The following is a 21,507-nucleotide window of genomic DNA, read 5'->3' on the forward strand; positions in this document are numbered from 1 at the left end:
GAGCCCTCCTGGTTTCGGGAACACAACCGTTTCACGCTGCGAAAAGCTCCAGTTGCTCGCGACGCGGGGCGACGAGCGGGCGCAGGTCCGCCTGGTCGGCCAGCGCGACCGGGCGCCAGTCCTCGGCAACGAGGAACGGGCGCAGCTTGGCGATCGACACGGTCAGCCGCGCCACGTCCGCCAGCCGCAGCCGCCGGAAGCGCCGCGTCGCGAGGATGGCGTTGACGGCCTTCACGCCCAGCCCGGGCACGCGCAACAGCGCCTCGCGCGGGGCGCGGTTGACGTCGACGGGAAAGCGATCGCGGAACTTGAGCGCCCAGGCGAGCTTGGGGTCGATGTCGAGCGGCAGCATGCCAGTGGCGGAATCGGCGGCGGCGGCGACTTCACCGGGCTGATAGTCGTAGAAGCGCATCAGCCAGTCCGACTGGTACAGCCGATGCTCGCGCATCAGCGGCGGGCGCTGGAGCGGCAGCACCGCGCTGGCATCGGGGATCGGGCTGAACGCCGAATAATAGACGCGCCGCAACCGGAAGCGATCGTACAGCCCCGCCGCGCGCGTGATGATGTCGCCATCGGTGGCGGCGTCGGCGCCCACGATCATCTGCGTCGACTGCCCGGCGGGGGCGAAACGCGGCGCGGATTTATAGCGCTTGCCGGCGTCCGCGCGGTCGTCGATCGCGGTACGCACGTCGCGCATTGCCCCTTCGATCCGGGGCGCCGACTTTTCGGGCGCGAGCCGAGTCAGCCCGGCGACCGTGGGCAGCTCGACATTAATCGAGACGCGATCGGCATACAGCCCCGCCTGCCGCACCAGTTCGGGATCAGCATCGGGGATGGTCTTGAGGTGGATATAGCCCCGGAAATCATGGTCCTCGCGCAGGCTCTGCGCGACGCGGACCAGCTGCTCCATCGTGTAGTTGGACGAGCGGATGATGCCCGAGGAAAGGAACAGCCCCTCGATATAATTGCGGCGATAGAAGCGCAGCGTGAGGTCCACGACTTCCTCGGGCGTGAAGCGCGCGCGGCGGACGTTCGAGCTTTTGCGATTGATGCAGTAATGGCAATCGAACACGCAGGAATTGGTCAGCAATATCTTGAGCAGCGAGATGCACCGGCCATCGGGCGCATAGGCGTGGCAGATTCCCATCCCCTCGGTCGACCCCAGCCCCTTGCCGTCCGCCGAGTTGCGCCTGGCGGTCCCCGACGACGCGCAGGAGGCGTCGTATTTCGCCGCATCGGCGAGGATCGCGAGCTTTGCGCGGAGGTCTAGCTGGGCCATTCGTTCCTTGTATGTTCTCGCCTCCGCCAAGTCCAGCGGCCATGGACGCAGCGCTCCCCGGCGGATAGACAGGCGCGCATGGGGTGGGCGATGCTGCGGGATCCGAAATGGCGTGTGCTGTGGCTCACGCTGGCTGTGACATGCAGCATGGGCTGGCTGTTCAAGGGCCATTGCCTGGTCGGCGGCTGGACCGGCGCCGAACAATATACCACCGGCTGCTATAGCGATGTCGTGCCCTTCTGGTTCGGGCGCGGGGTGGCGCAGGGGCAGCTGCCCTATTTCCAGGCGCGGATGGAATATCCGGTGCTGACCGGCGCGCAGATCTGGATCGAGGGGGCGATCGCCCGGCTGCTCTTCGGGCGCGGCGCGCTCGACGCGCATTTCCTGGGCGTGGTGACGATCGTCAATGCGCTGTTCGCGGGGCTGATCCTGTGGATGATGATCCGCATGGGGGTGGAGCGGCGGCGGCTCTGGCTGTGGGCCGCAGCACCACCGCTGGTGCTGTATGTCGGGCATAACTGGGACCTGGCCGCCGCTGCCCTCGCGGTGGCGGCGTTGATGTTCGCGTGGCGGGGGCGGCTGGTGCGCGCGGCGACGGCGGCGGGGCTGGGGACCGCGGCAAAGCTGTTTCCGGTGCTGGCATTGCCGCTGATCGGGCTGTCGGCGCTGTTCGGCGATACGCGGCCCTGGTCGCAGCGGCTGGTGCGCGCGACGGCGCTGTCGGTGGCGGCGATCGGCGCCTGGGTGCTGGTCAACCTGCCCGTCGCGCTGTTCGCGCCCGACAATTGGAGCGAATTCTATCGTTTCTCGCAGGAGCGTTCGGGCACCGCCGCCGCGACCTGGGACGTGCTGGCCAATATGGGCGTGCTGTTGACCTGGGTACAGGATCGCAACCTCTACGCCACCGTGCTGTTCGTCGGCGGATCGGCGGCGATGATCGGGCTGGGATGGCGGCGGCACCGCGCGCATCTGTGGGTGCTGTTCGCGCCGGTGCTGGCGTGGTTCATGCTGACCAACAAGGTCTATTCGCCGCAATTCGACCTGTGGCTCTATCCCGTGATCGTACTGCTGGCGCCCCGGCTATGGCCTGTGCTGTGGTTCGCGGCGGCGGACCTTGCCGCCTATTTCGCCGAATTCTGGTGGCTTGCCGGCATGGAAGGCGCCTGGCCCAGCGCCACGCCGACCGCCATCGCCTTTGCCGCCACGTTCCGGGCGGCGGCGATGCTGTGGATCATCGTCGATTGCGTGCGGCGGGACGCCCCCGGATGGGTGACCGCGCCGCAGCGATAGCCGCGCCTCAGGGCAGCGGCAGGTCGGTCTCGGCCTTTTTGCGCGCCTTGGCATCGGCCTTGGCCCGCGTCGCCTGGCGCACGAAGCATCCGGTTTGGCCGCCCGCGCCGACGGTGGAGCAGCTGCCGGTGCCGGTCTGACCCGCTTCCAGCGCGTCCTGCGAGCGCACCGCCCAGCTCTGGTTGCGCGGCTGGACCGGCTGCTCGCGCAGCGTCTTGGGGATACGGAACCGCTCGGCTTCGTCGAGCCGCTGGCACACGACGATTTCCTCGCCATTGTCGTTGGTGGGGCATTTGTCGTTGCCATAGATCAGCAGCACGCCGTTCTGGGCGGCGTTCTGTGCCTGTGCGGCAGAAGGGGCCACCAGGGGGGCTGCAGCCAGCACCGCGCCCAATGCGATCGTCTTGATCCTCACGCCATTTCCTCCACCACGATTTGCGCCTCTCTGCGCGTTCAACGCTGAACGGGGCCTGTCATATCCGTTTGGACAGCGCAATGGCCGCGCGGCACCCCAGCCGGATCGCGCCCGCCAGCACCGGATAGCCCAGCGCCTGCTCCGCGCCCGATGCGAAAGCGGTGTCGCGGTGCTCCAGTTCCTCGTCGCGAAACTCGGCCACGGCGTCGCGAAGCTCGGGGTCGCTGTCGTCGAGCTCGGCCAGCTGCTGCTGATAATGCAGATCGATTTCAGTCTCGATCGCGGCGGTGCAGGCCATTGCCGCCTCCGGCCCCATCGCTGCGGTCGCCGCGCCGAGCGCGAAGCCGGCGACGTCCCAGAAGGGCGAGAGCAGGGTCGGGCGCACGCCACGGTTGGCGAGCATCGCGTCGAAGAATTTGCGGTGGCGCTCTTCCTGGATCGCCATGCCCGCGATCTGGCGCGCGGCGGGCGTACGGTCGCCCATCACCGCCAACTGCCCGGCGTAGATGCGCGTGGCGCCATATTCGCCCGCCTGGTCGACGCGGACCATGGTGTGCATCGCCTCGCGCGGGTCGCCCGGTTTCCAGCTCATCGCCGTGTTCCTTTCGCTGCAAACCCCAGGATAACCGCCGCCCCGACGAGCGAGAACACGGCGTTGAACCCCGCCAGGCTGATGCCGAACAACGTCCATTGCGGAACGTCGCACCGGATCAACGGCCGACGCAGCGCTTCGTTCAGCATTTCCATCGGATCGGCGACGGTCGATTGCGCAGTGCAGGCGGTGATGCCCGGCCACCAATGATATTCGACTCCGGCGTGGAAGATGCCGATCCCGCCGCTCACCGCGACCAGCAGCGCGGCGATGACCACCAGCGCGAGCCGGGCCGGGCGCCACGGCACGACGAACGACAGCGCGGCGACGGCGATGGCACTATAGTGCGGCCAGCGTTGCCACATGCACATCTCGCACGGGATAAGTCCGAACAGCTGCGAGAACAGTGCCCCTCCGACCAGCGCGGCGGGGAGAAGCAGCGCGATCCACTGTGCGGCGCGAAGACGGTCCCGGTGCATCGCTCAGCGCCCCTTTGCCGTGGTGGCGAGCAGCGGCGACCCCGGCCCGACGCGCGCGATCGTCTGGAGCGCATAGTGGAGCTGGAAATCGTCGATGCCCTGCTTTTTCAGCTGCTCCGCCGTTGCCGCGAAGCGCGGATCGGCGCGGGTATCTTCCTCGAGCACGGCGTCGTCGGTCTTTTCGGAGTTGATCAGATGGCGGCGCAGGTCGGCCTCGCGCAGCACCGGCCGATCCTTGTAATCGGGGTCCGAAATCTGCGGCACCATCAGGTCGGGCTTGATCCCGCCTTCCTGCACCGAATGGCCCGACGGCGTGTAATAGCGTGCGGTCGTCAGCCGCAGCGCGGCGCGCGGGCCCATCGGCAGGATGGTCTGCACCGATCCCTTGCCGAAGCTGCGCACGCCCATCACCAGCGCGCGGTGATGATCCTGAAGCGCGCCGGCGACGATTTCGGAGGCGGAGGCCGTGCCCGCATCGACCAGCACGATCACCGGCAGCCCGCGCGCCAGATCGCCCGGCACCATCGATTCGGCATAATAGCGCTCGATATCCGTCTTTTCGCGCCCGCGCTGCGAGACGATTTCGCCCCGGGTGAGGAAGACGTCGGACACGGCAATCGCCTCGCTCAACAGGCCGCCGCCATTTTCGCGCAGGTCGACGATATAGCCGATCGGCTTGTGGCCCAGCTTCTTGTCGATCGCCTGGATCGCCGCGATCGTGTCCGCGCCGGTTTGCGCCGTGAAAGTGTTGATGTTGATGATGCCGACGCCGTCCTTGACGTCCCACTTCACCGGCTTCTGCACGATCACTTCGCGCGTCAGCGTGAATTGGAGCGGTTTTTCGGCGCCCGGGCGCACAACCGTCAGCGTGATCTTGGTCCCCGGCTGGCCGCGCATCTGCTCGATCGCTTCGTCCAGGCTGCCGCCGACGATGAACTTGCCGTCCAGATGCGTGATGAAATCGCCCGATTTGATGCCGGCGCGCGCGGCGGGGCTGTCCTCGGTCGGGGCGATGACCTTCACCGCGCCGTCCTGCTGCGTCACGGTCAGCCCCAGCCCGCCGTAATTGCCATCGGTCTGGATCTTCAGATTGTCGAATTCGAGCCCGTCGGCGAAGCTGCTGTGCGGATCGAGCGCGGCCAGCATGCCCTGGATCGCGCCTTCGACGAGCGTCTTGTCGTCGACCTTGTCGACGTAATTCGCCTTCACCTGGTTATACACCTCCATGAAGGTGTCGAGTTCGCGATAGCTGCTCGTGTCGACCCCCGCCATGGCACCCGATGCGATGGGAACGAGTGCCAGCGCGCTGACGGCGGCGGTAACCTGCAGAAACGAACGAAGCATCAAACGACTTTCCGGGAAGAGCGGTACGCGCAAGGTAGTAAGCGATAGCGGCATTTACACGGCGTAGCAAAGCAACCCGCCTAGCGTTATCCCAGCAACTGGGCGAGGTCCATCGGCTGGCCGTGACGGCGCAGCTCCACCGTGACGCGCGGCCCCTCGCCGCTGCCCGCGCGGCCGATCACTGCGCCCTGCGCTACGCGGTCACCGACGCGCACGGCGATACCGCCCAGCCCGGTGACGAGGGTGGTCCAGCCCTTGCCGTGATCGAGGATCACGACGCCGCCATAGGCCCGGAACGGACCGGCATAGCGCACGCGCCCTGCCGCCGGGGCGATCGCGGGGGCGTTGGGCGCCGCCGCCAGCGTCACGCCGCGCGCACGCACGCCGTTGTCGGAAAGCTCGCCCATGCCCGTCAGCACGGGGCCGGCCAGCGGCAGGCGATAGGCGGGGGGGCGGCGATCCGTTGGGGCGGGCGTGGCGTCCCCGGTGATTGCCGGGCGGGGCAGCGGGCCGGGAAGCGCGGCCAGTGCGGCGCCCACCTGTGCGGCATCGCCGGCGCTTTCCATCTGGTCGACGATCGCGCGGGCACGCTCGCCCAGCGCCAGCGCGCGGTCCGATTCGGCGAGCGCGCTGCGGCCCAGCGTAGTCGAGCGCAGCCGGTGCGCGGCTTCCAGCTTGACCAGCGCCACGCGCTCGGTCTCCAGCCGGGCGCGACTGGCGCGCAGGCTCGCCACGGCATCCTGTGCCATGCCGCGGAGCAGCCGGACGCGCGACAGTTCGCTGCGCACAGCGGCGGTGCGCGCGGCCATGACCGGCGCGGCAGTGGCGAGCACCGCGCGGACGTGGACCATGTCCTCGGTCGAGCCGGGCTGGACGAGGCCGAGCACCGGCGGGCGGCGCGCCATGGATTGCAGCGCCGCGATCAGCCGGAGGATCGGGGCCTGCCGCATGCCCAGTTCGGCGCGGCGATCCGCCAGTTGCCGATCGACCAGCGCGATGCGGGCCAGCGCGGCGGCAATGTCGGCTTCGGCTGCCTTGATCCGTTCGGCGGCGGCGGCTTCCTGTGCGCGGGCCTGTGCCGCCTGGTCGCGCTCGGCGGCGGCGGCGCGTTCGAGCTGGTCGGCGCGCGCCTGCGCGGCTTTCGATGCGGCATCGGCGGCGCGCAGCCGGGCCTGTTGCCGGGCGGCGTCCGGCGCCTGGGCGCGGGCGAGCGTGCCCAGTGCGAGCATCGCCACCAGCGCCAGCGTCAGCGCGGCGCCACGCCCCGGGCCCATGGCCTAGCCTTCGCGGTGATAGGGGTGGTTGGCGAGGATCGACGCCGCCCGCCAAAGCTGTTCGGCGAGCATCGCCCGCGCCAGCATGTGCGGCCAGGTGGCGCGCCCGAACGACAGCAGCAGGTCGGCCTGCGCGCGCTCGGCATCGCCGAATCCGTCGGCGGCGCCGATCAGGAAGCGGACTTCGCGCACCCCGTCGTCGCGCCAGGCGCCCAGCCGCTCCGCCAGCACGCGCGAGGGCAGGCTGTCGCCGGTCTCGTCGAGGACGACGATGCGCGTCGCCCCCTGCACCTCGGGCACGCGTCCGCCGGTGTCGGGCAGTTCGGTGACGCGCGTAGGCCAGGTGACGCGCTTCAGATAGCGGTCGACCAGATCGGCCTCGGGGCTGCGCCCGATGCGGCCGCGCGCAACGATATGAAGCAGCATCGTGTCGCTAGCGCCGCTGTGCCGTCACGCCTGGCCGGCTTCGCCGAACGACCACATCCGTTCGAGATTGTAGAAGCTGCGAACTTCGGGGCGGAAAAGATGGACGATGATGTCGCCGGCATCGATCAGCACCCAGTCGGCGGTCGGCAGACCTTCGACGCGCGGGCTGCGGCCCGATTCGGCCTTGATCTTCTCGGCCAGCTTCATCGCCATCGACGCGACCTGCCGCGTCGAGCGGCCGGAGGCGACGACCATATAGTCGGCGATGCTGCTCTTGCCCGCGAGCGGGATCGACACGGCTTCCACCGCCTGATCGTCATCGAGCGAGGTCAGGATGATCTGGTGCAGCGTTTCTACCCCATCGGGGTCGGTCGGGCGCTGGACGGCAGGGGATGTGGCCAAGGGGCCTCCTAGGGTTTGACTAAGGTTGTGCTGTTTTGTGGGGACGACGCAAAACGTCGATGCCAGGCGGGATCGGCAGCCCGAAGGCTTGTCGCAGAAGTCGGATCGGGGCGAAAGCGCAGCAGCACGAGGGCCGGCAATCTCCATCGCGTCCAGTTCTTTGCCTGGCCTGCGGGCCGCACAGCGCGCCGCAGCCAACCCATCGCAGGACTTGCGTGAGCATCGCTATCATAGCCTGGACGCGCGATAACCGCAATCGGAACCTGCCGCGCGATATCGCGCCACCGTTCCCATCGATGGAACTGGGCCAGATTGTCTGCCCCCATCAGCCAGATGAAGCGGTGTTTGGGATAGAGGCGCGGCAATTTGGTGAGCGTATCCGCCGTGTAGCGCGTCTTGAGCCGCAGCTCGATCGCGCTGGGGCGGATGGGCGCGTGGCGCGCCATCGCCCGCGCCGATGCCATCCGCGCGGGAAAGGGCGCCATGCCCTTGACCGGTTTGAGCGGATTGCCGGGAGAGACCAGCCACCACACTTCGTCGAGCCCCAGCGCCCGGATCGCGTGGAGCGAAAGCTGGCGATGCCCCTTGTGCGCGGGATTGAACGAGCCGCCGAGCAGGCCGATGCGCTTCAAGGCCGCGCCTGTCCGGTCCCCCGCACCTGCCACTTATAGGTGGTCAGCCCTTCGAGCGCGACGGGCCCGCGCGCGTGGAGGCGGCCGGTGGAAATGCCGATTTCCGCGCCCAGCCCGAATTCGCCGCCATCGGCGAACTGGGTGGAGGCGTTCCACATCACGATCGCGCTGTCGACGCCGTTCAGGAAGCGCTCGGCCGTGGCGGCGTCCTCGGTCAGGATCGCGTCGGTGTGGTGCGATCCATGGGCCGCGATATGCGCCATGGCCGCATCGACGCCGTCGACCAGCTTTATCGAGAGGATCGCGTCGAGATATTCGGTGTCCCAGTCGGCATCGCTGGCGGGCACGGCGCGCGGTTCGATTGCCTGGACCTCGGCATCGCCGCGCAGCTCGCACCCGGCGTCCGCCAGCGCGGCCAGCACGGGGGCGGGGTCGGCAAAGCCGCGATCGATCAACAGCGTCTCGGTCGATCCGCAAATGCCGGTGCGGCGCATCTTTGCATTGAGCGCCAGCGCGCGCGCCATGTCGGGCGCGGCGGCGCGATCGATATAGGTGTGGCACAGCCCGTCGAGATGGGCGAGCACGGGAATGCGCGCCTCGCTCTGGACGCGCGCGACCAGGCTCTTGCCCCCGCGCGGCACGATCATGTCGATCGCCCCTTCCGCGGTCAGCATCGCGCCCACGGCGGCGCGATCGGTGACGGGGACCAGCTGGATGGCATCCGCCGGCATGCCACCGGCTTGCAGCCCGGCGGAGAGTGCGGCGTGGATCGCGCGGTTGCTGCGGATCGCCTCCGAACCGCCGCGCAGGATCGCGGCATTGCCCGCCATCGCGCATAGCGCACCGGCATCGGCGGTCACATTGGGGCGGCTTTCGTAGATGATGCCGATCACGCCGATCGGCACCCGCACGCGCGTCAGCTCCAGCCCGTTGGGGCGGACGTCGCGGCTGATCCGGTCGCCGACCGGATCGGGCAGGTTGGCCACCGCCTCGACCCCCGCCGCCATTGCCTCGACGCGTCCGGCGTCGAGCCGCAGGCGATCGAGCAGCGCGGCGGTCAGCCCGGATGCGCGCCCTGCCTCCATGTCGAGGGCGTTGGCAGCTACGATCGTGTCGCTGGCGGCGCGCAAGGCATCGGCGGCAGCGAGCAGCGCAGCGCGCTTCTGTGCCGTGGTCATCGCGGCGAGGGCATTGGCGGCGGCACGGGCGCGCGCGCCCATGTCGGCGATCAGCATCGAAGGGTCAGCATCGGCCATGTGCGACCCGCTAGCACGACTTGCCGCAAGCTGGTAGAGCCATGGGCCCATGGGGGAAATCGACGCAGCGGGCGAATTCATGACCGGTGCGCTGCTTGGCCGAGCGGTCGAGCCGCGTGGCGGTGCGGGGCATGGGACAGAGGCAATCTGCCTCAATTGCGGGACGGCGCTGATCGGGCCGCATTGCTATGAATGCGGGCAGGCGGCGCATGTCCACCGATCGCTGGGGGCGATCGGGCATGAAATCCTGCACGGCGTCGCGCATTTCGAGGGCAAGTTGTGGCGCACGCTGCCGATGCTGGTGTGGCGGCCGGGCGTGCTCACGCGCCGCTACATCGCGGGCGAGCGGATGCGGTTCGTGTCGCCCATGGCGATTTTCCTGTTCTCGATCTTTGCGATGTTCGCGGTGTTTTCCTGGGCGGGGATCGGGCCGCCCGTTGACATGCAGGGGCCGGCGAACCTGCCGGTGGCGGCGATCAAGGCCGAGCGCGAGCATGTGCTCGAGGAGCGCGCGAAGGACATCAAGACGCGCGACAAGGCCGGAGTCGATGCGGCCGATCGCGCCGAAGCAGTGACGGCGATCCGCGAGGCCGACGAGCGGCTGAAGGCGCTCGACCTCGCCCAGGCGCAGCTCAAGCAGGACCCGGGCGTTTCCATGGACCCGCATACCGGCTGGGAAACGCTGGATCACGGGGTCGAGAAGTGGAAGAAAAACCCTTCGCTGATGATCTACAAGCTGCAGTCTTCGGGATATAAATTCTCGTGGCTGCTGATCCCGCTGTCGCTGCCGTTCGTCTGGCTGCTGTTCTTCTGGAAGCGGCAGTACAAGCTCTACGACCACACGGTGTTCATCACCTATTCGATCGCGTTCATGTCGATGCTGTTCATCGCGATCACCATCGGCGCGTCGCTGGGCGTGGGCAGCACCGTGCTCGCCTTCGCCGCCAGCGTGGTCCCGTTCGTCCATATCACGCGCCAGCTGCAACAGGCCTATCGGCTGCGTTGGCGCTACGCGATCCTGCGGGCGGTGATACTGGCCGTCTTTATCGAAGTGGTGCTGGTGATTTTCCTGCTGATCCTGCTGCTGCTCGGCATCACCGGCTGAGGCCCGTCGCATCGGTGCCAGCAAAAAGCCCTCCCCCGAGCGGTCGGGGGAGGGCTTTTTACCTTATGGCTCTGTCCGTGGGGTGGATCAGGCGCCCTGGGGTGCTGGGGTGCCGAACGGACCCTTGGGCCGGCGGATCTTGGGGATCGACGTGCCGCCGGCCGGAACCGGCGCCGCCTTTGCGCCCGGATCGTCGCGACCCATGTCCTCGCCCGCGATCAGCCGCTTGATCTCCTCGCCGGTCAGCGTTTCATATTCGAGCAGTGCCTGTGCCAGTGCGTGGAGCTGATCGATATGCTCGCTCAGCACCTGCTTGGCGCGGTCCAGTCCGCCTTCGACCAGCTTCTTGATCTCGGCATCGATCAGTTGCGCCGTCTCGTTCGACATCTGCGCCGGACGGGACATGCCATAGCCGAGATAGCTTTCCTCGCTGTCGGCATATTCGAGCGGGCCGACTGCTTCGGACATGCCCCAGCGTGTCACCATCGCGCGCGCCAGGCGCGTTGCCTGCTGGATGTCGCCGGCGGCGCCCGAGCTGACCCGGTCATAGCCGAAGATCAGTTCCTCGGCGACGCGGCCGCCCATCGACATCGCCAGATTGGCGTACATCTGGTCGCGATGCATGCTGAGCTGGTCGCGTTCGGGCAGGCTCATCACCATGCCCAGTGCGCGGCCGCGCGGGATGATCGTCGCCTTGTGGATCGGATCGGATGCCGGCTGGTGCATCGCGACGATCGCATGGCCTGCCTCGTGATAGGCAGTCATCCGCTTCTCGTCCTCGGTCATCAGCATCGAGCGGCGCTCGGCGCCCATCATGACCTTGTCCTTGGCGTCCTCGAACTCGCTCATCGCGACCAGGCGCTTGCCGCGACGGGCGGCGAGCAGCGCGGCCTCGTTGACCAGATTGGCCAGGTCGGCGCCCGAAAAGCCCGGCGTGCCGCGCGCGATCGTGCGCGGATCGACGTCGGGCGCCAGCGGCACCTTCTTCATATGGACCTGGAGGATCTTGACGCGGCCCTCGATGTCCGGGCGGGGCACCACGACCTGGCGGTCGAAGCGGCCCGGACGCAGCAGCGCGGGGTCGAGCACGTCGGGGCGGTTGGTCGCCGCGATGATGATGATGCCTTCGTTCGCCTCGAACCCGTCCATTTCGACCAGCAGCTGGTTCAGCGTCTGCTCGCGCTCGTCATTCTGGTTGCCGATGCCGCCGCCGCGCGAGCGACCGACCGCATCGATTTCGTCGATGAAGAGAATGCACGGTGCCGATTTCTTGGCCTGTTCGAACATGTCGCGCACGCGGCTGGCGCCGACGCCCACGAACATCTCGACGAAATCCGAGCCCGAAATCGTGAAGAACGGCACGCCCGCCTCCCCCGCGATGGCGCGGGCGAGCAGCGTCTTGCCGGTACCCGGCGAGCCGACGAGCAGCGCGCCCTTCGGAATCTTGCCGCCCAGTCGCGCGAACTTGGTCGGGTCCTTCAGGAACTCGACGATTTCCTGCAATTCCTCGCGGGCCTCGTCGATGCCGGCGACGTCGTCGAACGTGACCCGGCCTTCCTTCTGGGTCAGCAGCCGCGCGCGCGACTTGCCGAAGCCCATTGCGCCCGAGCCGGAGTTCTTTTGCATCTGACGCACGACAAAGAACGCCACGCCCATCAGCAGCAGGAACGGCAGCGACTGGTACAGGATATAGAACCAGATCGACGGCGATTCCTCGGCCCGGCCATTGATCGTCACGCCCTTGGCGCGCAGCCGCTGGACGAGCTGGGGGTCGCCGGGATTGACCGTGCGGAACTTGGAATCATTGGTGAAAGTGCCCGTGACGGCGCCCGCGCCCGCAGGCAGGCTCACATCCTTGACCTCGCCGGACTCGACCTTGTCGAGGAACTGCGAATAGGCCACGGTCGTGCCGGTTGCCGGGGTCGCGCCGTTTCCGAACAGCGAGACGAACAGCGCCAGCGCCGCGAGGATGCCCACCCAGATCAGCAGGCTTTTCATCCAGGGATTACCGCCCCCGTTCTCCGGGCCCTGCTGCTTGTCGTTGTCGTTCATGTGCGCATGATACCTTTCAGCCACCCAAGATAGGCGTGCGCCGGTTAATGGCAATGGAACAACGCCGATCAGTGTGATCGACGCGGCGGTGCCCCGCGGAAATCCCATATATTGTAGGCGGGGGAGACAAGCACGCCCGCCTGGGTCGCCGATTTTCCCTCGGCCAGCGCGTCGAGCAGCGGCTCGACATTGGCCGAATCGCTCCATGCCGGCTCGGCAATGGCGAGTATTCGGCGCGTTTCGCCGATTCCCCGGCGCGCGAGTCGGCGCAGCGTGTCGCGGGTGGCAGGCGCGTGCAGCGCCAAGCGCACCGCATCCCGCGCGATCTGCGCATTATCGGACCAATAGCGATCGGCCAGCGCGGCCAGCGCCGCCTCCGCCTCGACCGCAAAGGCAGCGGAAGCGGCAAGGCCCATGACGTCGAGATCGGGGTTGGCGGCGAGCATCTGCCGGAACCGCGTGCGATCGTGGCGCGGGTCGGCGTTGCTCGGGTCGTCGACGAACGGGGTTCCCGTCGCATGGGCCAGCGCCCGCAGCGCCGCCGCGCGGCAGCCCAGCAGCGGGCGGAGCAGCGCGACGGCGGGCGGCCCCTCCGCCAGCACGGCGCGAGCGCGGATGCCCGACAGGCCCGTCACGCCCGATCCCCGCGCGGCGCGCATCAGGAAGGTCTCCGCCTGGTCGTCGGCATGGTGCGCGGTGGCGAGGGCGGATATGCCGTGGGTGCCCGCCCAGTGCGCCAGCAGGCGGTATCGCGCCGCGCGCGCCTGTGCCTGGATGCTCGCGCCCATGATGGGGGCGTCGGGGAGCAGCGTCGCATGGGGAATGCCGAGCACCGCGCAGTGCCGGGCGACCATCGCGGCTTCGGCGGCGGCGGCGGCGCGCAACTGGTGATCGACGGTTGCCGCCGCGACCTGCCCCGGAAAAGCGGCGCGGGCCAGCACCAGCATCGCCATGCTGTCCGCCCCGCCGGATACCGCCAGGCCCAGCCGCCAGTCCGGCGCTGCGGCCTCCGGCGCCAGCACCAGCATATCCTGCCGGAACCGCGCGACCGCAGCCTCCGGCAGCGCAGTCATCGCGTCACTTGCACTTCTGTGCGGAGCGCCCCTCGGCGACGCCGGTCTTCATTTCCTCGGACAGGCGGTCGCCATACAGCTGGGTAAGCTCGCCATAGACCTTGCAGATCTCGCTCGACGGCTTCTTCAGCTTGGTCAGCGCCTGCGCCAGATAATAGAGGCTGTCGGGCGCGCGGTCGCCATTGGGGTTCTTCTTGTAGTTCTCGTAAAACGCGACGGCGGCGAGACTGGGCGCGCCGGCGTCGAGATAGGCGCGGCCGAGCAGGTTCTGCGCATAGCTGGCGCGGCGATGGTTGGGATATTTGGTGGCGACCGCCTCCAGCTCCTTGCGCGCCTCCGGGTAGAGCTTCGCCGACCAGAGGCGATAGCCATAGAGATAGCCGTCCTCGGCGGCATCGCCGCTCGACGGCTTCTCGACCGCCGCGACTTGCTGCGCGCGCGCCGGATTGGGCTTGTCCGCCGCGATCGGCGGCGGCGTCGGGCCCGGCTTGGCGGGCCTGGGTGTCGGGCGGCCGGGCGTCGTGTCGCCGGTGGGTCCCGGATCGATTGCCGGCCCCTGTCCGCCGCCGATGGTGCTCGCGGTTTCCTCGAGCGCCTTCAGCCGCGCGTCGGTGGAGCGCTTATAGGCGTTGAACGCGTCCTCGAGCTGGCGCAGGCGATACTGGTCCTGCTCGATCTGGCCGGTGAGCGACGTCGCCTGGCTCTCCAGTGCGACGACCCGCTGGGTAAGATCGGTGATCGGCGTGCTGGCGGGCGCGCCGGGGATCGTCGTGTTCACTTCGGGCGTGATCTGGGCCTCGACGGTCTGGCCCGCGCCGCCGGGAAACACCTTGCGCTGCACCGCGCGCATCTCGCGCTCCAGCCGGTCGACGCGGCCCTCCACGGCGCTGGTCTGCGCCTGGGCGGTGCCGGTTACTCCCAGCGTGGCGGTCAGGACCGCGGCTGCCATTACGATACGCATGCTATGAACACCCCCCGGTGCAGATGAGGCAGGAAAACGAAAAACGTGCATAACAGAGCGCTAACCCTCGCCGCCAGCGCTCAAGGCGTGGCCAGGCTGTTTTCGGGGGCAGGGGGCGTGTCGGCAGGGCTCGCGTCTACCGACGATCGCGTGCGACGGCGCGTGGACGTTGCTGGCGTCGCGGTGGGCGAGGGCGTGGCGCCCGGCGCAGCGCGCGCCTGGAGCGCCTGGGCGCTGACATCGGCATCGACGGTGACGGCGCCCGTGCCGAGCGGTGCCACCTGCGATCCGTTGATCAGCACCTGGACCTTGTCCGGGCGTCCGGTGCGGGCATGGGGGCGATCCGCGTCTGCCGGCACGTCATAGCGTTCGCCGGGGGCCATTTCCTTTTCGAACAGGCGCTTGCCGCTCGCGTCCGTAACGCGCAGCCACACCGAATCGATGGCGACCAGCGTCACTTGCCCGCCGGTGACGGGTGCGGCCGGCGCGACAGCAGCAACGGCCGCATTGTCGGCGGCGGCGTTCGTTTCCTCCACCGGGATCAGGCTTTCGGTCGCGGGGGCGGTGCCCCGGAACAGGCCGGTGCCATACCACAGCCCGACGCCGATCAGCGCGAGCAGCGCGACGATCAGCCCCGCCCACATGATGCCGCGTGGCGGCACGCGCGTGGGGTCGTCCATCTCGTAGGACGGGGTCGGCGCGGCGCGTTCGGGATTGTCGCCCAGTTCGGCGCGCAGGTCGCGCGCGATGGCCACTTCGTCGGCACCGACGGCGCGCGCATACGCCTTGGCAAAACCCAGCGCATAGGTGATCGAGGGGAGCCCGGTATAATTGGAGCCCTCAATCGCCTCCAGATGGCGTTGCGGGATACGCGTACGGCTGGCGATCTCGACGATGTCGAGCCCCTGAGCCTCGCGTGCCGCACGCAGTTTTTCTCCCACGGATGTGGGAAACAACGTCGGGTTGTCGGCGGTATCGCCTTCCATGCATCGCCTCCGGCGGAAGGGTTGCGCCCTTGTTAACTCCCGCCTCTCGGGCGGGGGTGTCCCTCACGGGGCCCGCGCTGTCAACGGCGCAGCCGGGGAATCTGCCGATGGATCAGTCCAGTTCAACCGAATGTTCGGCCGCCCACGCCGTCAGCGCCGCGCGCAGCGGCTCGCGCGGGTCGGCGAGCAGCGTTTGCATCGTGCCGACCAGCGCCGCGCGGTCCAGCGATCGCACCATCGCCTTGATCGGCCCCACCGCCGCCGGGGTGATCGACAGGCGATCGATGCCCAGCCCGATCAGCGCCATCGCCTCCAGCGGGCGGCCGCCCATCTCGCCGCAGATGCCCACCGGCACCCCCGCCGCCTGCGCTTCGTTCACCACGCGCTTGATGAAGCGCAGGATCGACGGGCTCAGCCAGTCATAGCGCAGTGCCAATTTGGGATGCGCGCGGTCGGCGGCGAACAGGAACTGGGTGAGGTCGTTGGTGCCGATCGACAGGAAATCGAGCTTGGGCAGCAACAGGTCGAGCACTTCGGCGAGCGCGGGCACTTCCAGCATCGCGCCGTAGCGGATTTCGCTGGGCATCTTGCGCCCGCGCGACGCCAGCCATGCGCGCTGGCTTTCGAAGAGGTCGCGCGCCTGGTCGAACTCCCAGGGTTCGGAGACCATCGGGAACATCACGTTGAGCGTGCGGCCGGGCGCCGCCTCGATCAGCGCGCGGGCCTGTGCCTTCATCAGCCCGTCGCGTTCGAGCGCGAGGCGCAGCGCGCGCCATCCCATGGCGGGATTTTCCTCGTCACCTTCGGCGTCGTGGTTGAGATAGGGCAGCGCCTTGTCGCCGCCGATATCGACGGTGCGGAACGTCACCGGGCGGTCGCCTGCCGCCTCCAGCACATCCTTGTACAGCCGCCGCTGCGCCTCGCGCTGGGGCAGGGTGGCGGAGACGAGGAACTGGAATTCGGTGCGGAACAGCCCGATCCCGTCGGCCCCGGTCAGGTCCAGCGCGGCCAGATCGTCGCGCAGGCCCGCATTCACCATCACCTGCACCCGATGCCCGTCGCGCGTGATCGGCACCGCACCCTTCAGCCGGGCAAAGGCCGCGCGGCGCTTCTGGCTGAGCGCCAGCTTTGCCTCGAACGCTTCCTGCATCGCCGCCGTGGGGCGGACGAACACGCTTTCCTCGCCGACGTCGAGCAACAGCATGTCGCCCTCGGCGATCATCTTGCGCACGTCGCGTACCCGGCCCAGCACCGGCACGCCCATCGCCCGCGCGACGATCGTGACGTGTGCCGTCAGCGAACCTTCCTCCAGCACCACGCCCTTCAGCCGCCGCCGGTCATATTCGAGCAGTTCTGCGGGGCCGAGGTTGCGCGCGATCAGGATCGAATCCTGCCGCAGACCCATCTGCGCTGCCGTGCCGAGCTGGCCCGATACGATGCGGATCAGCCGGTTGGACAGGTCCTCCAGATCGTGCATCCGATCGCGCAGCAGCGCGTCGTCGATCTCGCGCATCCGCATCCGCGTGCGCTGCTGGACGCGCTCGATCGCCGCCTCTGCGGTCAGCCCGGAATCGATCGCCTCGTTGATGCGGCGGCTCCAGCCTTCGTCATAGGCGAACATCTTGTAGGTCGCGAGCACCTCGTCATGCTCGCCGCCGCCGCCGAATTCGGCCTGGCTGGCCATGCGCTCGATCTGCTCGCGCATCTTGTCGAACGCGGCATAGACGCGGTGACGCTCGGCCTCGGTATCCTCGGCAACGGTGTGTTCGATGGTGATGCGCGGCTGGTGGAACACTGCCACGCCCTTCGCCATGCCCTCCACCAGCTTGAAGCCGGCGGTGCGGGTGGCGGCGGTGGATTGCAGGCGGGTGGAGGTGCCGCCGGTCGCGTCGATCAGTTCGGCATTGGCGATCAGTTCGGACAGCACCATCGCCACGGTCTGGAGCGCTTCGATTTCGACATCGGCATAGCGGCGCTGATCGGTATGCTGGACCGACAATACGCCCACCGCGCGCTCGCGCCGGATGATCGGCACGCCGGCAAAGCTGTGGAAGCGCTCTTCGCCGGTTTCCGGATTGTGGACGAAATTGGGGTGGCTGGTCGCCTCATCCAGGTTGAGCGTCTCGACATTCGCAGCGATCGTGCCGACCAGACCCTCGCCCAGCGCCAGCTTGGTGACGTGCACCGCCTCCTGCTTCAGCCCGCGCGTGGCATAGAGTTCCAGCACGCCTTCGCGCAGCAGATAGATCGAGCAGACTTCGCTGTTCAGCGTGCTGCCGATGATCTCGACCACCGAATTGAGTTTGGACTGCGCGGGCAGGCGCCGCGCCATCACATCGTGGAGGCGGGTGAGGATTTCCCGGGCGGAGGCGACGGCAGTCAGGGCCATGACTGGGTCGCTACCAGATTGCGCATGCGGGCGCCATCGTCGTGGCCCGGCAAGCGGCTACTTGCCGATCCAGTCCGCGACCTGGTCCGCCACCTGGTTTGCGGCCTGGTTCAGCGCCGTGCCGACCGGGCCGGTTTCCACCTGCGCGACTGGAACCCGCGCCTCGAACCGGCGCTTCTCGACCACCGCCTCGGACCCGCGAATGAGCGCCGCGTCATAGGTGACGACGGCTTCGCTGGTGCCGGCATCCACGCCGAACCGGCGCAGTTCGCCCGACAGATAGGCACCCGGATCGAGCTGCGACTGGCGGCTGCTCAACACCAGTCGGCCGGTGCGTGCGGTCACCGTATCGGACAACAGCCGCTGGAACAGCTGCGACGGGCGCTCGACCCACTGCGCGCCCTTCACATAGGCGATGGCCGTATCGCTGGCGTGCACCGGGATACGTGATGCCGCCAGTTCCTGGGGCACCGAGGGGACCGATATGGTGATCGTCGCCGCCACGTTCGAGCGCTGCGATTCACCGACCGCGACAGTGCTGGTGGACGACAGCGTCAGCTGGTTCTCGGGCGGCTTCGCGCCGATCGAGATGCAACCGGCCAGCGGGACCGCGAGGAGCAGGGCGAGCGTCTTCATCGGGGGCCTCACTTCTTCTTTGGCTTGTAGTCGGGCAGCTTGGGCGAGCCGATCAGGCTCGACGCGCCGCCCTGATCGAGCTTTTCGGCGACCGAGGCGAGCGACGTCGACATGATCCGCAGGTCCTGCACCAGCTGGCCGATCTCTGGGATCGTCTTCTTGCTCAGCACCTGGATGCCGGGCTGTGCCGCGCCGATCGTCGAATCCAGCGTCTCCATGCTCTTGCGGGCCGACGCGATGGTCTTGTTCAGATTGGCGATCGTCGGCTTGATATCCTCGGTCACCACGCCGTTGGTGGTGGCGGCAAGCTGGCCGATCTGTTCGGTCGCGGTGCCGAACTGCTGGATCGCGGTGCGCGTCTCCGCCAGCGTCGCGGCGATTTCAGGCCCGCGATCCGCCAGCGACTTGGTCAGCCGGTTGGTATTGGCGAGGATGCCCGAAATCGATGCCTGGTTCTTGTCGTCGAGCAGGTTGCCGAGCCGTTCGGTCAGCGTCGAGATGCGTTCGAGCAGCTTCGGCGCCGAACTGAGCAGCGCGCCGAGGCCGCTGGTCTTGGTCGGGATCACCGGCACGCCCAGCGGGCACGACGCCCGCGAATTCTCACGCGGGCACACGATCGGCGGCGCACCCTTGACCGCGCCGTCGAGCTGGACCGTGCTGGGGCCCGTGAAGCTGCCCTGGATCGACGCGGTCGTGCCTTCCAGAATCGGCACCTGTTCCTGCACGCTGATGCGCACGCGCACCAGGCTGGGATCGGGTTGCCAGAAGGCGATGTCCTTGACCTGCCCCGAGGGCACGCCTGAGAAGGTCACCTGCGACCCCCGGCTGAGTCCGTCGACCGACTGTTTGTAGAAGATGTCGTACTCGCGCTCGTTGCCGCCGCTCAGCTGGGCAAGCCAGACGATGAACAGCGCCAGCACGGCGAGCAGGATCAGCACCACGGCGCCGACGAGTACATGGTTCGATCGCGTTTCCATCAGGGCCTCATGTCCTCGGTTGCGCCCGTTCGGCGCTGGCCACCGCGGCGCGACCGCGCGGCCCTTTGAAATATTCCTGGATCCAGGGGTGGTCCAGTGCCAGCAACTCGTCGATCGTGCCGACCGCGATCACGCGCTTGTCGGCGAGCACGGCGACGCGGTCACAGATCGCGTACAGCGTGTCCAGATCGTGCGTGATGAGAAACACCGTTAGCCCGAGCGTTTTTTGCAGCGACGCCGTGAGTTCGTCGAACGCGGCGGCGCCGATCGGGTCGAGCCCGGCAGTCGGTTCGTCGAGGAACAGCAATTCGGGATCGAGCGCGAGCGCGCGGGCCAACCCGGCGCGCTTCTTCATGCCGCCCGACAGTTCGGAGGGGTATTTGGGCCCCGCCTCGGGCGACAGGCCGCTCATCACGACCTTGTACGCCGCGATTTCCTCGAGCAGCGCGGCGTCGATCCTGGGATAGAATTCCTTGATCGGGACCTGGACATTCTCGGACACGGTCAGCGTCGAGAACAACGCCCCGCCCTGGAACAGCACGCCCCAGCGCTTGCGGATCGCGGTCGCCTCGGTCGCCTCGCGGCCGATCATGTTCTCGCCGAACACTTCGATCTGGCCCGCCAGCGGCGTCTGGAGCCCGACGATCGAGCGCATCAGCACCGACTTGCCGGTGCCCGATCCGCCGACAACGCCCAGAATCTCGCCCCGGCGCACGTCCAGGTCGAGGTCCTCGTGCACCACCTGCTCGCCAAAGCCGTTGCGCAGCCCGCGCACCGTGATGACGTTTTCATAGTCTCGCTTGCGGCGCGTAATCATATCCAGCCCACTTCGCTGAAGAATACGGCGAAAAAGGCGTCGAGCACGATCACGAGGAAGATCGCCTGGACCACGGCAGTGGTCGTGCGGCGGCCGACCTGTTCGGCATCCGATTCGACCAGCATCCCCTGGAAACAGCCGGACACCGCGATGATGAGGCCGAACACCGGCGCCTTGACCAGTCCGACCCACAGATCGGTGAGCGGCACGACTTCGCGGATGCGCTGGATGAAGGTGACCGGCGTGATGCCCAGGCTGACCCAGCACAGCAGCATGCCGCCCATGATCGACAGCAGCGAGGCATAGAAGCCGAGCAGCGGCATCATCAGCACCGCCGCCAGCGTGCGCGGCACCACCAGCGCCTCCATCGGCGATACGCCGATCGTGCGCATCGCGTCGATTTCCTCGGTGAGCTTCATCGTGCCGATCTGCGCGGCAAAGGCCGAGCCCGAGCGGCCCGCGACCATGATCGCGGTCATCAGCACGCCCAGTTCGCGCAGCGTGATGCGGCCGACCAGGTTGATCGTATAGACTTCCGCGCCAAACTGGCGGAGCTGCACCGCGCCCTGCTGTGCGATCACGATGCCGATGAGGAAGCTCATCAGCCCGATGATGCCCAGCGCCGACACGCCGACGACTTCGAAGCGCTGCACAGTGGCGTTGAACCGGAACCGGCGCGGATGCGTGGCGACGTTCCAGAAGGCGATCAGCGTCGCGCCCAGGAATCCCAGCAGCCCGTACATCGTATGCGCGGCAACGAACACGGCATCGCCGACTTCGCCCAGCATCCGGGTGAGCGGATTGGCCGGCCTGGCGGGCATCGATATCGGATGCTCGGCGGCGGCGACCTGATCGAGCAAATGCTGCTCGTCGGGCTCCAGCCCATCGACAGTCGCTTCATGGTCGCGGGCGAACCGATGGATCAGCCACGCGCCGACCGTATCGATCCGTTCGACGTCGCTCAGGTCCAGCCTGTCGATCTTGCCCTCGACGGCGTCGAGCCGCTGCGGCAGGTCCTGCAGGCAGGCTAGCGACAGGTTTCCGGTGAAGCGCAGCGTGGCTGCACCCCCGGAATCGACCTTCTCGAAATCTGCGCTTCCCCTCATGCGGGCCACCTTTCCG

At 68.1% G+C, this 21,507-nt stretch carries 21 protein-coding genes; 2 read left to right on the top strand and 19 right to left on the bottom strand.

Annotated features, from left to right (window positions below; genetic code table 11):
- Positions 1 to 31: 31 nt before the first annotated feature.
- Entirely contained in the window at positions 32 to 1,279 is a 1,248-nt protein-coding gene (locus tag ACG3SL_RS20350) for a putative DNA modification/repair radical SAM protein (protein ID WP_448662961.1), read from the bottom strand.
- A gap of 90 nt (positions 1,280 to 1,369) precedes the next feature.
- Between ACG3SL_RS20350 and ACG3SL_RS20355 the strand changes: the two genes are divergently transcribed.
- Positions 1,370 to 2,569 carry a hypothetical protein gene (locus ACG3SL_RS20355; protein WP_448662962.1) on the top strand — a complete coding sequence of 400 codons (1,200 nt, stop codon included), beginning with the start codon at positions 1,370 to 1,372 and terminating at the stop codon, positions 2,567 to 2,569.
- 7 nt (positions 2,570 to 2,576) lie between these two features.
- On the opposite strand, the gene ACG3SL_RS20360 is transcribed toward ACG3SL_RS20355, so the two are convergent.
- The 9 genes from ACG3SL_RS20360 to ACG3SL_RS20400 form a co-directional block, all read right to left on the bottom strand.
- Positions 2,577 to 2,984, bottom strand: a complete 408-nt coding sequence (locus ACG3SL_RS20360; RefSeq protein WP_448662963.1) for a hypothetical protein — start codon at positions 2,982 to 2,984, stop codon at positions 2,577 to 2,579.
- Positions 2,985 to 3,042: 58 nt separating this feature from the next.
- A complete protein-coding gene (locus ACG3SL_RS20365; RefSeq protein WP_448662964.1) occupies positions 3,043 to 3,576 on the bottom strand; it encodes a demethoxyubiquinone hydroxylase family protein in 534 nt (177 codons plus the stop codon).
- Positions 3,573 to 4,055, bottom strand: a complete 483-nt coding sequence (locus ACG3SL_RS20370; RefSeq protein WP_448662965.1) for a disulfide bond formation protein B — start codon at positions 4,053 to 4,055, stop codon at positions 3,573 to 3,575. Before ACG3SL_RS20370 ends, ACG3SL_RS20365 begins: the two co-directional genes overlap by 4 nt.
- A gap of 3 nt (positions 4,056 to 4,058) precedes the next feature.
- Entirely contained in the window at positions 4,059 to 5,399 is a 1,341-nt protein-coding gene (locus tag ACG3SL_RS20375) for a S41 family peptidase (protein WP_448662966.1), read from the bottom strand.
- 86 nt (positions 5,400 to 5,485) lie between these two features.
- Positions 5,486 to 6,673, bottom strand: coding sequence for a murein hydrolase activator EnvC family protein (locus ACG3SL_RS20380; protein WP_448662967.1), 1,188 nt, complete (start codon positions 6,671 to 6,673; stop codon positions 5,486 to 5,488).
- A 3-nt stretch (positions 6,674 to 6,676) separates the two neighbouring features.
- A complete protein-coding gene (locus tag ACG3SL_RS20385) occupies positions 6,677 to 7,099 on the bottom strand; it encodes a 23S rRNA (pseudouridine(1915)-N(3))-methyltransferase RlmH (protein WP_448662968.1) in 423 nt (140 codons plus the stop codon).
- A 24-nt stretch (positions 7,100 to 7,123) separates the two neighbouring features.
- Positions 7,124 to 7,501 carry a ribosome silencing factor gene (gene rsfS, locus ACG3SL_RS20390; RefSeq protein ID WP_448662969.1) on the bottom strand — a complete coding sequence of 126 codons (378 nt, stop codon included), beginning with the start codon at positions 7,499 to 7,501 and terminating at the stop codon, positions 7,124 to 7,126.
- An 8-nt stretch (positions 7,502 to 7,509) separates the two neighbouring features.
- Positions 7,510 to 8,133 carry a nicotinate-nucleotide adenylyltransferase gene (locus ACG3SL_RS20395; RefSeq protein WP_448662970.1) on the bottom strand — a complete coding sequence of 208 codons (624 nt, stop codon included), beginning with the start codon at positions 8,131 to 8,133 and terminating at the stop codon, positions 7,510 to 7,512.
- Positions 8,130 to 9,389, bottom strand: a complete 1,260-nt coding sequence (locus ACG3SL_RS20400) for a glutamate-5-semialdehyde dehydrogenase (protein ID WP_448662971.1) — start codon at positions 9,387 to 9,389, stop codon at positions 8,130 to 8,132. Before ACG3SL_RS20400 ends, ACG3SL_RS20395 begins: the two co-directional genes overlap by 4 nt.
- A 49-nt stretch (positions 9,390 to 9,438) precedes the next feature.
- Between ACG3SL_RS20400 and ACG3SL_RS20405 the strand changes: the two genes are divergently transcribed.
- The gene (locus tag ACG3SL_RS20405) at positions 9,439 to 10,494 is read left to right on the top strand and encodes a DUF3667 domain-containing protein (protein ID WP_448662972.1); all 1,056 of its coding nucleotides are present in this window, start codon (positions 9,439 to 9,441) and stop codon (positions 10,492 to 10,494) included.
- 87 nt (positions 10,495 to 10,581) lie between these two features.
- Here ACG3SL_RS20405 and ftsH read toward each other — a convergent pair whose 3' ends face one another.
- From ftsH to ACG3SL_RS20450, 9 genes are all read right to left on the bottom strand, one after another.
- Positions 10,582 to 12,546, bottom strand: a complete 1,965-nt coding sequence (ftsH, locus tag ACG3SL_RS20410) for an ATP-dependent zinc metalloprotease FtsH (RefSeq protein WP_448662973.1) — start codon at positions 12,544 to 12,546, stop codon at positions 10,582 to 10,584.
- 68 nt (positions 12,547 to 12,614) lie between these two features.
- Positions 12,615 to 13,619: a tRNA lysidine(34) synthetase TilS gene (gene tilS / locus ACG3SL_RS20415; RefSeq protein ID WP_448662974.1), complete on the bottom strand. Its 1,005-nt coding sequence runs from the start codon at positions 13,617 to 13,619 to the stop codon at positions 12,615 to 12,617.
- A gap of 4 nt (positions 13,620 to 13,623) precedes the next feature.
- Positions 13,624 to 14,568: a hypothetical protein gene (locus tag ACG3SL_RS20420; protein WP_448662975.1), complete on the bottom strand. Its 945-nt coding sequence runs from the start codon at positions 14,566 to 14,568 to the stop codon at positions 13,624 to 13,626.
- A gap of 92 nt (positions 14,569 to 14,660) precedes the next feature.
- Positions 14,661 to 15,566, bottom strand: a complete 906-nt coding sequence (locus ACG3SL_RS20425) for a helix-turn-helix domain-containing protein (protein ID WP_448662976.1) — start codon at positions 15,564 to 15,566, stop codon at positions 14,661 to 14,663.
- Positions 15,567 to 15,678: 112 nt separating this feature from the next.
- On the bottom strand, positions 15,679 to 17,955 hold the full coding sequence (ptsP, locus tag ACG3SL_RS20430; protein ID WP_448662977.1) for a phosphoenolpyruvate--protein phosphotransferase: 2,277 nt from the start codon (positions 17,953 to 17,955) through the stop codon (positions 15,679 to 15,681).
- Positions 17,956 to 18,012: 57 nt separating this feature from the next.
- Positions 18,013 to 18,591, bottom strand: a complete 579-nt coding sequence (locus tag ACG3SL_RS20435) for an ABC-type transport auxiliary lipoprotein family protein (RefSeq protein ID WP_448662978.1) — start codon at positions 18,589 to 18,591, stop codon at positions 18,013 to 18,015.
- Positions 18,592 to 18,599: 8 nt separating this feature from the next.
- Positions 18,600 to 19,568: an MlaD family protein gene (locus tag ACG3SL_RS20440; RefSeq protein WP_448662979.1), complete on the bottom strand. Its 969-nt coding sequence runs from the start codon at positions 19,566 to 19,568 to the stop codon at positions 18,600 to 18,602.
- Positions 19,569 to 19,575: 7 nt separating this feature from the next.
- Positions 19,576 to 20,385, bottom strand: a complete 810-nt coding sequence (locus tag ACG3SL_RS20445; protein WP_448662980.1) for an ABC transporter ATP-binding protein — start codon at positions 20,383 to 20,385, stop codon at positions 19,576 to 19,578.
- Positions 20,382 to 21,491, bottom strand: a complete 1,110-nt coding sequence (locus tag ACG3SL_RS20450) for an MlaE family lipid ABC transporter permease subunit (protein ID WP_448662981.1) — start codon at positions 21,489 to 21,491, stop codon at positions 20,382 to 20,384. The genes ACG3SL_RS20445 and ACG3SL_RS20450 overlap by 4 nt, the downstream gene beginning before the upstream one ends.
- Positions 21,492 to 21,507: the final 16 nt, after the last annotated feature.

The sequence above is a fragment of the Sphingomonas degradans genome (genome assembly GCF_053502645.1).